At 63.3% G+C, this 12,813-nt stretch carries 16 protein-coding genes; 8 read left to right on the top strand and 8 right to left on the bottom strand.

Translation table 11 applies throughout. The annotated features are described in order from the left end of the window. Nucleotides 1–30 precede the first annotated feature (30 nt). The 4 genes from KR100_RS11510 to KR100_RS11495 all read right to left on the bottom strand — a co-directional run bounded on the left by KR100_RS11510 (nt 31) and on the right by KR100_RS11495 (nt 2,145). Nucleotides 31–552 (bottom strand): isoprenylcysteine carboxylmethyltransferase family protein, encoded by a 522-nt coding sequence (locus KR100_RS11510; RefSeq protein WP_038546090.1) that lies wholly within the window; start codon nt 550–552, stop codon nt 31–33. After that, the gene (locus KR100_RS11505) at nt 552–1,079 is read right to left on the bottom strand and encodes a L,D-transpeptidase (RefSeq protein WP_038546087.1); all 528 of its coding nucleotides are present in this window, start codon (nt 1,077–1,079) and stop codon (nt 552–554) included. Before KR100_RS11505 ends, KR100_RS11510 begins: the two co-directional genes overlap by 1 nt. Before the next feature lie 101 nt (nt 1,080–1,180). Beyond that, nucleotides 1,181–1,588 carry a hypothetical protein gene (locus KR100_RS11500; RefSeq protein WP_051847512.1) on the bottom strand — a complete coding sequence of 136 codons (408 nt, stop codon included), beginning with the start codon at nt 1,586–1,588 and terminating at the stop codon, nt 1,181–1,183. Then, nucleotides 1,585–2,145 (bottom strand): acireductone dioxygenase, encoded by a 561-nt coding sequence (locus tag KR100_RS11495; protein WP_038548747.1) that lies wholly within the window; start codon nt 2,143–2,145, stop codon nt 1,585–1,587. Before KR100_RS11495 ends, KR100_RS11500 begins: the two co-directional genes overlap by 4 nt. 103 nt (nt 2,146–2,248) lie before the next feature. On the opposite strand from KR100_RS11495, the gene KR100_RS11490 reads away from it, so the two are divergent. Continuing rightward, complete coding sequence (locus tag KR100_RS11490; RefSeq protein WP_239420326.1) at nt 2,249–2,923, top strand: precorrin-2 C(20)-methyltransferase; 675 nt, start codon at nt 2,249–2,251, stop codon at nt 2,921–2,923. Here the strand turns inward: KR100_RS11490 and KR100_RS11485 are convergent. Both KR100_RS11485 and dusB read right to left on the bottom strand, forming a co-directional pair. Further along, nucleotides 2,896–4,902, bottom strand: coding sequence for a glycosyltransferase (locus tag KR100_RS11485; protein ID WP_038546081.1), 2,007 nt, complete (start codon nt 4,900–4,902; stop codon nt 2,896–2,898). The two genes, KR100_RS11490 and KR100_RS11485, sit on opposite strands and share 28 nt — an antisense overlap. Then, nucleotides 4,853–5,890: a tRNA dihydrouridine synthase DusB gene (gene dusB / locus KR100_RS11480; protein ID WP_051847672.1), complete on the bottom strand. Its 1,038-nt coding sequence runs from the start codon at nt 5,888–5,890 to the stop codon at nt 4,853–4,855. The genes KR100_RS11485 and dusB overlap by 50 nt, the downstream gene beginning before the upstream one ends. Before the next feature lie 6 nt (nt 5,891–5,896). Here dusB and KR100_RS11475 point away from each other — a divergent pair, with 6 nt between their 5' ends. Then, nucleotides 5,897–6,364, top strand: a complete 468-nt coding sequence (locus KR100_RS11475; protein ID WP_038546078.1) for a DUF1823 family protein — start codon at nt 5,897–5,899, stop codon at nt 6,362–6,364. Here the strand turns inward: KR100_RS11475 and KR100_RS11470 are convergent, their stop codons facing one another. Continuing rightward, nucleotides 6,365–6,748: a L,D-transpeptidase gene (locus KR100_RS11470; protein WP_038546075.1), complete on the bottom strand. Its 384-nt coding sequence runs from the start codon at nt 6,746–6,748 to the stop codon at nt 6,365–6,367. It abuts the gene before it with no gap. 118 nt (nt 6,749–6,866) lie between these two features. On the opposite strand from KR100_RS11470, the gene der reads away from it, so the two are divergent. The 6 genes from der to proC all read left to right on the top strand — a co-directional run bounded on the left by der (nt 6,867) and on the right by proC (nt 11,566). Beyond that, the gene (gene der / locus KR100_RS11465; protein WP_038546072.1) at nt 6,867–8,234 is read left to right on the top strand and encodes a ribosome biogenesis GTPase Der; all 1,368 of its coding nucleotides are present in this window, start codon (nt 6,867–6,869) and stop codon (nt 8,232–8,234) included. Between the two features lie 3 nt (nt 8,235–8,237). Further along, nucleotides 8,238–9,146, top strand: coding sequence for an energy-coupling factor transporter transmembrane component T (locus KR100_RS11460; protein WP_038546069.1), 909 nt, complete (start codon nt 8,238–8,240; stop codon nt 9,144–9,146). Between the two features lie 14 nt (nt 9,147–9,160). After that, the gene (locus KR100_RS11455; RefSeq protein ID WP_038548741.1) at nt 9,161–9,427 is read left to right on the top strand and encodes a PipX family protein; all 267 of its coding nucleotides are present in this window, start codon (nt 9,161–9,163) and stop codon (nt 9,425–9,427) included. Nucleotides 9,428–9,432: 5 nt separating this feature from the next. Continuing rightward, entirely contained in the window at nt 9,433–10,089 is a 657-nt protein-coding gene (locus tag KR100_RS11450; protein WP_204207706.1) for a YggS family pyridoxal phosphate-dependent enzyme, read from the top strand. 77 nt (nt 10,090–10,166) lie between these two features. Beyond that, nucleotides 10,167–10,730 carry a cell division protein SepF gene (locus tag KR100_RS11445; RefSeq protein WP_038548737.1) on the top strand — a complete coding sequence of 188 codons (564 nt, stop codon included), beginning with the start codon at nt 10,167–10,169 and terminating at the stop codon, nt 10,728–10,730. Nucleotides 10,731–10,786: 56 nt separating this feature from the next. Beyond that, nucleotides 10,787–11,566, top strand: coding sequence for a pyrroline-5-carboxylate reductase (gene proC, locus KR100_RS11440; RefSeq protein ID WP_051847670.1), 780 nt, complete (start codon nt 10,787–10,789; stop codon nt 11,564–11,566). A gap of 53 nt (nt 11,567–11,619) precedes the next feature. Here proC and KR100_RS11435 read toward each other — a convergent pair whose 3' ends face one another. Further along, nucleotides 11,620–12,789: a glycosyltransferase family 4 protein gene (locus KR100_RS11435; RefSeq protein WP_038546059.1), complete on the bottom strand. Its 1,170-nt coding sequence runs from the start codon at nt 12,787–12,789 to the stop codon at nt 11,620–11,622. Nucleotides 12,790–12,813 lie beyond the last annotated feature (24 nt).

Genomic DNA, 12,813 nt, shown 5'->3' with positions numbered 1-12,813 from the left:
TCAGCATGGCCTGACGGTCGATTGATTAGGTCAGAGGCGCCAGTCAAGGCCGGGAACTCCAGGCACGATGGCAGGGACGTTCCGTTGGTACTGCCCGTAGCTGGGATGCATGGCAAGCAGGGCATGTTCCTCCCGGTGTGCCTTGCCCTGCAGAACCAGGGCGAGGCTGATCAGCAGCAGCAGGTGGAGAACACTCCCCAGGGCAATCACGACACCCAGCGAGCACACCAGGACCGACTGATAGAGGGGGTGGCGGCAACGCCGGTAGGGCCCTTCGGTGATGAGGCGATTGTCGTCGCGAGGAGCAGGGAGCGGGGACAGGCTGGATCCAAGAGCCAGAAACCCCTGTCCGGCCAGGGCGCAGCCAGCCAGCAGGATCAGGACTCCGAGCCCGAACAGAGGTCGTGGCCAGATGGCCAGCCCCCAGCTGGCCGGGGCTGGCCAGGGTGGCAGGAGATGGGCGGCGATCAGGATCAGCTGGGCCAGCAGCCACCATTCACCTTTCCTGTTGTCGAGCCAGCCTCCCCAGGTCAGGCCCCATCCCGAGAACATCAGTCGTTCACCACCAGGGCCTGAACGTTGCGGCGTTGAATCAGATCGGCCAGCTTCAACATGTCGCTGCGGCGGATCAAGCCGACGCAGCCGAGTGTGCCGCTGTTGGCATTGCGATTGGCGCTCGGGTCGAGGTGAATGCCGAGGTGGCCCCGTCCTGTGCGGAACAGCGGCTGGATCCCGATCCAGATCGGACCCAGTTCACTGGGATCCTGAGGGCCGAGGGGCTCCACCGGACCAAGGCTGTAACGACCCGCGGGGAGAGGAGCCCGTGTGCCGGCGATGTGTCGATCAGCGTCCTGGCGGTGGGCGCGACCGGTGACCGCCTCGAAGTTCAGGGCCGGTTGGCCGGGGCTTTCAAGGCGCAGATTCCAGATCGGATCTCCGGTTCGGGAAAGCTGGCGCGAGGTTCGCTCCAGCACGAGGATGGATTCAGACGGTGGCAGCGTCGCCAGATTGTCAGCGGCGACCGGCGCCTGCAGGGCAGGGATCAGCAGAGTGGCCGCCAGGACGCGCGCTGAATTCATCCATCAGAGAAAAAGTGAAACGAACCCTATGGAGATCTTCTTTTTTTTCCTCAGAAAAAAGTCGGTTGTTCAGGCGTCTCCGACTGGACCCGGGGCGGGATTCACAGCTCGTCGTTGACCAGTTCGAGCGCCCGATCCGCATCCATGGATGTCAGTCCGCAGTCGTCATCCAGTTCGTCCTGCAGCATCCCGGCGGCCTTGATCACCTGTGGATTGGTCAGCACAGTCGGGCTGATTCCCAGTTCGCGCAGGGCGATGGGCATGGCTTCATTGATCTGACGCTGACTCAGCCGTCCGGCCTTCACCAGGCACTGACCGTTGGCAAGCGTGCTGGCAGCAAATGATCGAATGCTTCTGGCCAGCTCGATCCTCGCCACTTTGCGAGCAACGGATGCATCGGATGCCAAAGCATCGTCGCTCGCCAGTGCTGCGCTGGCCAGAACGATGATCAGACCGAAGCACAGCGAGACCGAATGCATGGGCAGTGTCGTCAGCGGGGAGCTGGTCATTCCAGCTTTGGGAATCGCTCCGCAATCGGATCCCCGGTGAAGGTTGCCAGCCATTCCGCATTGGTGCCATGAAAACGCAGAACGCAGAACTGCGGCTGCTCACCCACGTCGAACCAGTGGCGTGTGCCGGCTGGAATGTGAATCAGGTCATCCCGTTCACACAAAACGGCCAGCACTTCCCCGCCGATGTGCAGACAGAACAGCCCACGGCCTTCCACAAAGAAACGCACCTCGTCCTCAGCGTGGGTGTGCTCACTGAGAAAACGTCGGCGCAGAGAGGTCCTGTCGGGATGGCTCGGTGTCACCCGCAGAACATCGACGCTGACGTGTCCGGCTTCGGTCATGACGCGTTTCACGTCTGCGCTGAAGGCCTGCAGAACCGTTGCCTGATCCGCCCCCTGCGGGACGGAGCTGCGCACAGGCCAGCGCTCGAAGCCGATCCCGCGGCCATGCAGTTCTTGCTGGATGGTCTGGGGATCGTCGCTGACCAGCACAGGCTCGGAGAACGTTGAATCAACATCCGGTGGATGGTCTGGAAAGATGCTGAGGCGACTCACCGTCTGACTCCGGACGACAGGTTCCCTGGCCATCATCGACCCGCAGAACTGGGGAACGCTGACCCTCGTCGGGGTTGGTCCGGGAGATCCCGATCTGCTCACCGTGGCGGCGGTACGCGCCATCGAACAGGCCGATCTGATCGTTTCCCCGGTGGCCCGTCCCGGCGAGGTCGGCATGGCGGCGCGGATCGCCAGTCGCTGGATCAAACCGGATCAGCTCCAGCGTTCGCACGTGTTCCCGATGGTGGAGGCCCCGCAGCCCCGCCAGCAGGCCTGGAAGGCCGCGGCCGATCTTCTGGCGGGCGAGGTCTCCGCCGGCAAACAGGTGGTTCTGCTTTGTGAGGGGGATGCCTCCCTGTTCGCCACCGGCAGCTACGTGCTGTTGTCTCTTCAGAAGCGGCACCCCAGTTGCACCGTTCGGGTGATTCCTGGAATCCCATCGTTCTCCGCAGCGGCAGCCGCAGCGCTCTGGCCCCTGGCGTTGCAGCAGGACCAGTTTGTGGTGGCACCCTGTCCGGATTGCGAGGGTGATTTCTCCAGGATGGCAAGCCAGGCCGAGCAACGAGGCCAGAACCTGGCCCTGCTCAAGCTCGGGCGTCGCTGGCGCTGGCTTCGACCTCTGCTCGAGCAGCGCGGACTTCTGTCGCGATCGTTGTTTGCAGAGAAGGTTGGTTGGCCTGACCAGGTCATCGCCCCTGCCGAGCAGATCCCAGCCGGCGAACGTCCCTATTTTTCATTGCTGTTGATCCGTCAATGCTGGCCAGAAGTGCTGCCCTGAGAGGCAATGGGGATGAGGCTGCGATGGAGTGGGCCAAGGTTGGGCCGGCCCTGCAGGAGTCGCTTCAGCAGAGCCAGAAGGGCTTTCCATTCCTGCGGAGCGCTGCGATCGAGCCAGCACTGATCGCGTCCGTAGAGCCACTGCATCAGGGCCCTGCGCTGCATCGTGTCCATGGGTTCCCAGTCCACGGCATGGGCTGACCCCCCGATCGCCTTCACCGAGAAGAGCAAAGCCGGAACCCGCCTGTCCCACTGCAGACGGCTGCTGGCAACCAATGGCGGAGCCGCTCCCCTGAAGCTGAGTTCGGCGCCGTTTTCGCTGATAGCGGTGATCCGGCACGGGTGTCGATGGCCGCCAGCGTCACTGATCCAGCCGTCCAGATCAACGGCGAACCAGGGGCTGGCCTCGTCAATCGCAGGGTCCCAGCAGGCTCTGAGGGCGATCAACGTTCCCAGCAGGTTGAGGCAGGCCCAGACCAGACCGATTGCGCCCTGGTCCATGGCCCCCGGCCCCAGCCTTGGAAGGGAGATCAGAAGCTGGATCAGGTTGGTCGCATTCAGTGCCGAGAGCACCAGCAGGGGACCGGCCAGGGCCCAGCTCCAGCCAGCTCGCGGACGGGTCTGATGTTTGGGTGTGACCTGGAAGCCCAGGCGACGTCCAAGGCTGCTGGCGATCACGGTGAGGGTGAGCGGCACGGTCAGCACCCAGCTGGTGAGTTCACCCAGCAACGCTGCCCGACTGCCTCGGTTCATCCAGCCGATGCTCAGAAGCATCGTTCCCCAGAGCGGAACAAGCAGGGTGAGGATGGCGCCGACGCTGATCTGAATCGGCGTGATCCTGAGCAAGCCGTAACTCAGGGGCATCAACATCAGGACCAGCCTTGGGATGTTGTTGATCCAGTGGATCACGCCTTCCAAATAGGCCAGTCGTTGTCCGATTGAAAGGTTCCTGGCCCGAAGCGGACCGTGTTCCAGATGCAAACTCTGCAGGGTACCGGCCGCCCAGCGCTGGCGCTGGCGAACAAAATCGAGCATCGATTCCGCTGCCAGGCCGGCGCTCAGTTTCTGTTGCAGATAGATCAGGCGCCAACCCCTTTCTCTGAGCGCAATGCCGGTGACGAAGTCCTCGGAGAGGGCCTGCTCAACGAACCCCCCCACCTGCTGCAGGGCCTCGCGTTTCACGATGAATGACGTGCCGGCGCAGACCACGGCCCCCCAGCCGTCACGAACCGGTTCGATCCAGCGATAGAAGCTCTCCTCATCCGGCAGCAGCCACTGCTCCATGCCCAGATTGCGCATCACCGGATCGGCATTCATGAAGCACTGAGGCGTCTGAACCAGGCCGATGCCGGGGTCCTCGAGCAGTCCGACGCAGCAGTCCAGAAAGCGTTGCTGGGGGACGAAGTCGGCATCGAACACAGCGATCAAGTCACCCCCGCCGAGGCGGAGTCCATCGTTGAGATTGCCGGCCTTGGCATTGGCCCGCTCCGGTCTGTGGCGGTAGTGGCACCCGAGGCGGCGGGCCAGCGCTTTGACATCGCTTCGGTTGCTGTCATCCAGCAGGAACACCGAGGTGTGCGGATAGGTCTGGTTCAGGCAACCCGTAAGGGTGCGCTCCAACACGTCAAGCGGTTCACCCCAGGTCGGGATCAGGATGTCCACGCGGGGCTTCCAGGCGCTGCTTTGAAAGGCCTTGGTCGTCTCAATACCCTGTTGACGACGGTCAGGGAATCTCCGCCATGCAAGCCAGAGGGGCAACAGGCCCGTCAGGAGCAGCCAGCTTTCCGCCATGAGCAGCAGCAGGCTGAGAAGGGTTGACGCTGGGGACTCGAGATTGAGGCTGTCTGTGCATCGCCAGGTCAGGTAGCGAAAGGTCAGAACTGTGATCAACAGGATCAGGCTGCGGCGGGCCCAGAGCGGGGAATCCGCCTCAGGTCGTCGCGTCAGCCAGAGGGGCCAGAGCAGCAGCAGCAGGCTCACTCAGAACCCTGATTTGATCGTCGATCAAGGCTAGGGCGGCCTCCGGTGTCGGCGCGCGCATGAGGGCCTGACGCAGCTGCGGAGCGCCTGGAAATCCGATGCAGGTCCACCCCATGTGCTTTCTGGCGATCAGCAGGCCGTGATCGCCTCGGGCCCGGACGAGCGCCAGCATTTGATCGCGCGCCAGTTCAACCCGTTCCAGCGGGCCAGGAGTGGTCGGGACTGGACGTCCGTTCAGTGCGGCGTCGATCTGACCCACCAGCCATGGTGCGCCCATGGTTCCCCTGCCCACCATCACCCCGTCCGCTGCGGTCTGCTCCAGGCATCTCAGGGCATCGTCCGGCGTTCTGATGTCTCCATTGGCGATCAAGGGAATGGAGAGGTGGTTCTTGACCTCAGCAATCGTCTGCCAATCCGCTGCCCCCTTAAACGCCTGCTCGCGGGTGCGGCCGTGCAGGGTCAGCATCTGGGCCCCTGCCTGCTGCAGCAGAAGGCACCATCGCACCGGGTCGAGGTTGCTCCCGCACCAGCCCAGGCGCGTTTTCACCGTGACGGGCAGTTTCACGGCGTGGGCGACGCTGTCGATGATCCGCGCCGCCAGATCCGGGTCCCTGATCAGTCCTGAGCCACCACCCTTGCGGGCGATCTTGCGGACAGGGCAACCCATGTTGATGTCAATCAGGTAGGCCCCGGCGTCTTCAGCACGTCGCGCCGCATCTGCCATCGCTGCGGGGCGGTGATCGAAAAGCTGCACGCCGATCGGTCCGTTCTCCTCGCCGAGCTCCTCAACCTTTCCGCGACCGAATCCCAGCTCCAGGCTTGTGGCATTCACCATTTCGGTGAACAGGAGGGCCTCGGGAGCCCAGCGACGCACCAGATCGCGGAACACGCGGTCGCTCACTCCGGCCAATGGCGACTGGATGACACGGCAAGCCAGCTCGCGAGGGCGGCCTCGGCCGGGGAGCATGAGAGGACGACAGGTCAGCATGGGCCCATGCTGCCGATCCACGTGTCTGACCACTGGCCGCTCAGTCGGGCTTTGTTTCTCCAGATTCTTGACGATCGCTGCAGTGACCAATTCGTCTGTGAGCGGATCTGGGAGCGACTGGGCTATGTCCCTCGAGGTGATGGCTGGCATGCCGGACCCTCGACACCGGCCGATTGGGCAGATGCATTCCCGACGGCGCCTGAGCTGATTGCCGAGCGTCCGGCATCCGTGCGGCTCACACGCTCCATCCCCAAACAACACAAACAGCTGCTCAAGCATCAGCTTGGCTTCACGGGCTATCGCATCGGCGAGTTGTATCCGCGGCGGACGCGGCGGGCCACAGCGGTGAGCTGGCTGTTGGCCTGGCTGATGCAACAGGGGGAGCCCCTGGTGGAGACGGGGCCCCTGGCGCCGGAGTTGCCGGTTCCCGAGAACCCCGTGGCAGGTCACCCCGGGGATCGACCGGTGCGTTGATCAGGCCTGGATCGAGATCGGCGTGCCGGTGGGTGTGTTCTGGAACAGCCAGCGTGCATGGGCCATGGGCATGCGCACGCAGCCGTTGCTGCGGGGGACCCCGAAAGCCTGACCAGCGTTCTCCTGCCAGGGAGCGGCATGAATGCAGATGGCCTCGTTGGCACTGACGCACATGGTGTAAGGAACGCCATGCACGACGTATGTGCGCCCCCGCATGGTGGTGGAGCGGTACTTGGTGTACACCTTGCTGTTGAAGATCGGGGTTGGAGTTGAGGCCTTACCGGTGCTGACCGGAATCACCCGAACGACTTCCTGATTGCTGTTGTAGACGGTCAGGTTCTGGTCGGAGAGGTCAACCACAAGGCTGGCGACGAGCTCGAGCATGGCGCTTCAAGACACTGACCATCACTTAGCCGTCTCAAATGAGACTCATTAGTCTCTCTTGGGAAGTTTTCCGTTTCGGCGCCTTTGTAAGGTCATGAATTGATCGGAGTTCCGCCCTTTGGCGCGCCCCGTCATCGCGATCATCGGACGCCCCAACGTCGGCAAGTCCACGCTGGTCAACCGCCTCTGTCGCAGTCGGAAGGCGATTGTCCACGATCAGCCCGGCGTCACGCGTGACCGCACCTACCAGGATGGCTTCTGGCGGGACCGCGACTTCAAGGTGGTGGACACCGGTGGACTGGTTTTCGACGATGACAGTGAGTTCCTGCCGGAGATCCGTCAGCAGGCAGCCCTGGCCCTCGAGGAGGCCAGCGTGGCCTTAGTGATCGTGGATGGTCAGCAGGGAATCACGGCTGCGGACGAGTCGATTGCGGAGTTCCTGCGGACGCAGTCCTGCCCGACGTTGTTGGCGGTGAACAAGTGCGAGGCCCCTGAGCAGGGTCTGGCCATGGCTGCCGAGTTCTGGAGCCTGGGACTGGGAGAGCCCTATCCGATCTCCGCGATTCATGGTGCTGGAACCGGCGAGTTGCTGGACCGCGCCCTCAGCTTCCTGCCACCCAAAGACCAGGAGGGAGAGCAGGAGGAGCCGATTCAGCTGGCGATCATCGGACGGCCGAATGTGGGGAAATCAAGCCTGCTCAATGCGATCTGTGGCGAGACCCGCGCCATCGTCAGCCCGATTCGTGGCACAACCCGCGACACGATCGACACCAGCATCGAACGCGAGAACCGAGCCTGGCGATTGGTTGACACAGCGGGGATCCGGCGGCGCCGCAGCGTTAATTACGGACCCGAGTTCTTCGGCATCAATCGCAGCTTCAAGGCGATCGAACGCAGCGACGTGTGCGTGCTGGTGATTGATGCCCTCGATGGTGTGACCGAGCAGGATCAGCGACTGGCCGGACGGATCGAGGAAGACGGCAGGGCCTGCGTGGTGGTGGTCAACAAGTGGGATGCCGTCGAAAAGGACAGCCACACCATGTCCGCCATGGAAAAGGAGCTGCGGGCCAAGCTGTATTTCCTGGATTGGGCACCGATGCTGTTCACGTCTGCGCTGACGGGGCAGCGCGTCGACAGCATCTTTGCCATTGCCGCTCTGGCGGTCGAGCAGCATCGCCGTCGGGTCAGCACCTCCGTCGTCAATGAGGTGCTCAAGGAAGCCTTAAGCTGGCGCAGTCCGCCCACCACGCGCGGTGGCCGCCAGGGGCGGCTGTACTACGGCACCCAGGTGGCCAGCCGACCTCCCAGCTTCACCCTGTTTGTGAACGAACCGAAGCTGTTCGGTGAAACCTATCGCCGTTATGTCGAACGGCAGATCCGTGAGGGGCTTGGTTTCGATGGCACCCCTGTGAAGCTGTTCTGGCGTGGCAAGCAGCAGCGGGATGCCGAGCGGGACCTCGCGCGTCAGCAGAAGCGTCAGGGCTGATCCATGGATTGGCTCCGTCAGATCCCCATGGGGCAATACGTCGACGGCTCCAGCGGTTGGATGCGTCGACTGGACCCTCGTCTGAAGCTCGCCTGGTCGCTTCTGTTCCTGCTGACGCCGGTGCTGGCAGGGCCCATCTGGCGGTTGGGTCTGGTGCTGGCGCTTCTGCTGCTGACTCTGGGCAGTGGTTTGCCTTTTCGTCTGTGGTGGCGTTCCCTGGTGGTTCTGACGCTGCTGGCAGCGGCCGTCGGCATCCTGTCCATGCTGCTCCCCACGGTGGATCCCCCTGCCGCTCTGGGTCTGCGGCCGGCCGATGAGCTGCCGGGAGCAGCAGCGGATGGTCCGGCCTGGGATCTGGTGCGCCTGGGCCCCTGGCAACTCGGCTCCTTTGCCCTTGGCCCCCTGGTGATCGACCGTGCCTCGGCTCTGCTCGGTTTGCGCACGTCGACGCTCATCTTCACGGTGATTCACAGTGTCAACCTCGTGCTGATCACCACCACGCCGGAGGATCTGGTCTGGGCGCTGAGCTGGTGCCTGTCACCGCTCCAGCGGCTCGGTCTGCCGATGGATCGTCTGGGATTTCAGCTGCTTCTGGCCTTGCGGTTCCTGCCCCTGGTTCAGGAGGAGCTGCAGAACCTGCTGCGCTCACTCATCAGTCGCGCCGTAAGTCTCAGGCGGCTCGGATTCAAGGCTGCCTTCGGCCTTGTGCTCGCTGTCGGTGAGCGCTTGCTGGCCAACATTCTGCTGAGAGCCGAGCAGGGAGCCGAGGCGCTGGTCGCCCGCGGTGGCCGGGTGATGGGGCCTGACGTGTTCCGCCTGCAACGCCATCCGCCGTCCCGCTGGTTGAATTTGATGGCAGCGATCACTCTGCTGCTGTTGCTTGGAGTGCGCGGAAAGTACGGTGAGCTGTAGGTGTGAGCCGCTGGATGAGTGCTGAGCGCTATCTCAATCACCCCACATTCGGGATGTTGTACAGGGTTGCTCCTGCGGGAGAGGGGCGAGACGTCTACGCCACGCTTTATGCCCAGCGCATGTTCTTTCTGGTGACCTTGCAGCCCAGGGGTGCCCAGTTCGAGGTGATTCCGTACCAGGACGCCCGCCACCACGCTGAAGTGCATCTCAACCGCTGTCGCCGCGAGGCGCCCGCGGAGGTTGAGAACTGGCGGCAGCTCTTCGATCAGACATTCATCTGACCGCTGTGCCCTCACACTCCGCTGATCGCTGGCGAGACCTGAGGGCTCAGTTGCCGGACGGAGCTCGCTTGCTGGCGGTGAGCAAGGGGCATCCAGCGGCAGCGATCAGGGAGATCGCAACCCTGGGCCAGCGAGCCTTTGGAGAGAGTCGGCTGCAAGAAGCGCAGCTGAAACAGGCCGAGCTCAACGACCTCTCGCTGCAGTGGCACTTCATCGGGCGCCTGCAGAGCAACAAGGTTCGCGCCGTGGTCCGCGCCTTTTCAGTGATTCATTCCCTGGATTCCTGGAGCCTCACTGAGCGGACCGCCCGGATCGCATCCGAGGAAGGCCGAAGCCCTGAGGTTTTCTTACAGGTGAAGTTGCGTCCTGATCCGAACAAGGGGGGGTGGTCGTCCGACGCGTTGCTGGAAGCTTGGCCCCAGCTCTGCTCGCTTCCGGCTCTGCGCATCCGCGGACTGATGACCATGGCTCCACAGGGATTGACCTCCCAGGAGCGGCGAATGTTGTTTGAGGAGTGCTCAGCGCTTGCGGATCGCCTTGAGCTGCCGGAACGCTCCATGGGAATGAGTGGCGACTGGCATGAGGCAGTGGCATCGGGCAGTACCTGGCTGCGGCTCGGATCCGCTCTTTTTGGTCCTCGTCAACCGGTGAAGGACGGGTGACAGTGACTTGCTCGCGGCTGATGTGAACGCTATTTAGGGATATGGCCCTACCTGTCTCAGGCCGAGAGGAATCCAAGGTGTCGCTGATTTCCCGTCTACGTGCCGTCGTCGCCGGAGATGATTACCTCGACGGTGAGCTTGATGATCTCGCTTACGACGATGATCAGGCTGAGGACGATCAGCGAGCCACCCACGCTGACGGGGGCGCACTGGCAACGATTGGAGACAGCAATCCCTTTGATCTCGGCGACAGCCTGCCTGGATCGAATGTGATCGGCATGCCGGGCATCAGCACCGCGTCGGCAGAGGTCAATCTCATGGAGCCTCGCAGCTTTGATGAGATGCCGCGAGCGATCCAGGCCCTTAGAGAGCGCAAAACCGTGATCCTCAACCTCACGATGATGGAGCCGGATCAGGCCCAGCGAGCTGTTGACTTTGTAGCCGGCGGCACCTTCGCCATCGACGGCCACCAGGAGCGCGTCGGCGAAAGCATTTTCCTGTTCGCACCGAGCTGCGTCACGGTCACCAACGCCTCCCACGAAGAGGCCTCAAGTCCGACGGTGGTCAGCCGTGAGACGGAAACAAGCGAATCGGAATCCCTCTCCGCCCCTTCTCCTGCATGGGGCGCCGCAGCCCTTTGAGGGGCTGAGAGCTGTCTGTTGTGACGACTGCCGTTGGGGTGATCGGCCTGGGTCGGATGGCTCAGGCACTGGTACAGCCGCTCCTTGAGCGGGGCGATCTCAGTCCTGCAGACCTGATCGCTGTGGTGAGCAGCGAAGCGAGGGTTGCGACCCTCCGATCTGAATTGCCGGAGGGAATACACCTGCACCTGGCGGCCTCCGAGCAGGCTGGGCAGGTGTGGCAGGCCCCCCTCCAGCTTCTTGCTGTGAAACCCCAGCAGCTGGAGGCTGTCGCTGCCGCTGCACCGCCGGAGGTGTCGGGAGACCCTCTGCTCATATCCGTGCTGGCTGGTGTGTCGCTGCAGCGCCTCCAACGCCTGTTTCCGAGCCATCGCTGTGTGCGGGCTGTGCCCAACACGCCTGCCCTGGTAGGTGCTGGTCTGACGGCTCTGGCCTGGGGGACGGGCGTCGAGGCCGCTCAGCAAACCATGGTCCTGGATCTGTTCCGCAGCGTTGGTGAAGTGCTCGAGTTGCCCGAGGCGAAACTTGATGCCTTCCTGGCGTTGACGTCCTCAGGCCCTGCCTTCATCGCTGTGGTGGCGGAAGCCATGGCCGATGGAGCTGTTGCCGCTGGCCTGCCGAGGGCGCTGGCCCACCGTCTCAGCCATCGCACCCTGGCCGGCACCGCAGCCTTGCTCCAGGACCGGGACCTGCATCCTGCCGAGCTCAAGGACATGGTGAGCTCCCCCGGTGGCACCACCATCGCTGGGTTGCGCGTCTTGGAAGAGTCAGGACTGCGATCCGCGCTCATCGAGGCGGTCGTCGCGGCGGCAGAACGCAGCCAGGAACTGGCATGAGTTGCTTCGCTCCCCTGCCCCGTTGACCACGATCTGCCTTCAGGCGGCCGTCTTCAGGCGGCAAGCGGTGCAGCAGGAATCAGGCTGCTGTACAACGCCTCGATGGCATCAAGATTGCTGCCGAGCGTGTATCGCTCGAGGATTCGCAGCCTGGCCTGACGGCCAAGTTCCCCGGTCAGGACAGGCTGGTCTCTTAGGACCGGCAGCAGCGTGCGCAGCTGGGTGGTGACCCCCTGGGTGCTCATCACGATGCCGGCACCTTGGTCGAGCACCTCCCCGTCAGCGCCGGCATCCGTTGCGACACAGGCAGTGCCGCAGGCCATGGCTTCCAGCAGCGCCAGGGACAGGCCTTCAACGAGGCTGGGGAGCAGGAAGACCTCGGCACATTGCAGCAGGGCAACCCTCGCCTCAAGGTCGTCCTCGTATCCCCACCAGAGCATGTTGGGATCGTCGTAGGTGTTCTGGAGAGTGCTGCGCAGCGGGCCATCCCCCACGATCACCAGCTTGCAACCATCCGGCGAGACCAGCCGCCAGGCCCGCAGAAGCGCCTCGACATTCTTTTCGGTGGCCAGGCGGCCCATGTACAGGAAGATCCGCTCCTTGCCCAGACGCTTGCGAACCCGTTGCTGCATGAATGAACCGAGGCCGGAGCTGGCCGGTTTCCAGCGCTCGGGATCAACGCCGTTGGGAATCACCGTCAGCCGATCTGCTGGAACACCCAAACGTTCGAGAACCTCCGCCTGCAGCCTCGAGAACACGATCACCCGGTCGTAGCGGGCCAGAGCCGGCGCGTAGAGCTGATAGGTGAGTTGCTGTGTGCCTGCCGTGAGATTGCGGAGGCTGGAATCGAAGGGCGGGTGGAAGGTTGCAACCAGAGGAACCCCCAGCTGCTGACAGAGATCCGGTAAACGGAAATCCAGCGGCGAGAGCGTCAGGCTGGCGTGAACCAGATCAGGCCTCAGCTTCTCGAGAAAGTCCCTCAACTCCCGCTGGGCTCCTGGAGAGGGAATCGTGTACACCTGGGATTTCACCAGGTACGGCAGGCTGACATCCGGATCGTTCGCCAGAAGCGAGGTTGTGGATTCTTCTGGATTCCGGGGGTTATCGAAATGGATGAAGTGGGTTTGATGACCGCGAACCCGGAGAGCCTCTGTCGTGGTCAACCCGTAGGAAACATTCCCGCAGAACGGGGTCTTCTTACCCAGCCAGGCGATTTGCGCCAACCTCGACGGCCCTCCTCCTGGGGA

It is taken from the genome of Synechococcus sp. KORDI-100, assembly GCF_000737535.1.
Taxonomy (GTDB): Bacteria; Cyanobacteriota; Cyanobacteriia; order PCC-6307; family Cyanobiaceae; genus Parasynechococcus.
Note: the sequence above shows the minus strand (reverse complement) of the source record. Positions and strands in the feature narration are given on the sequence as shown.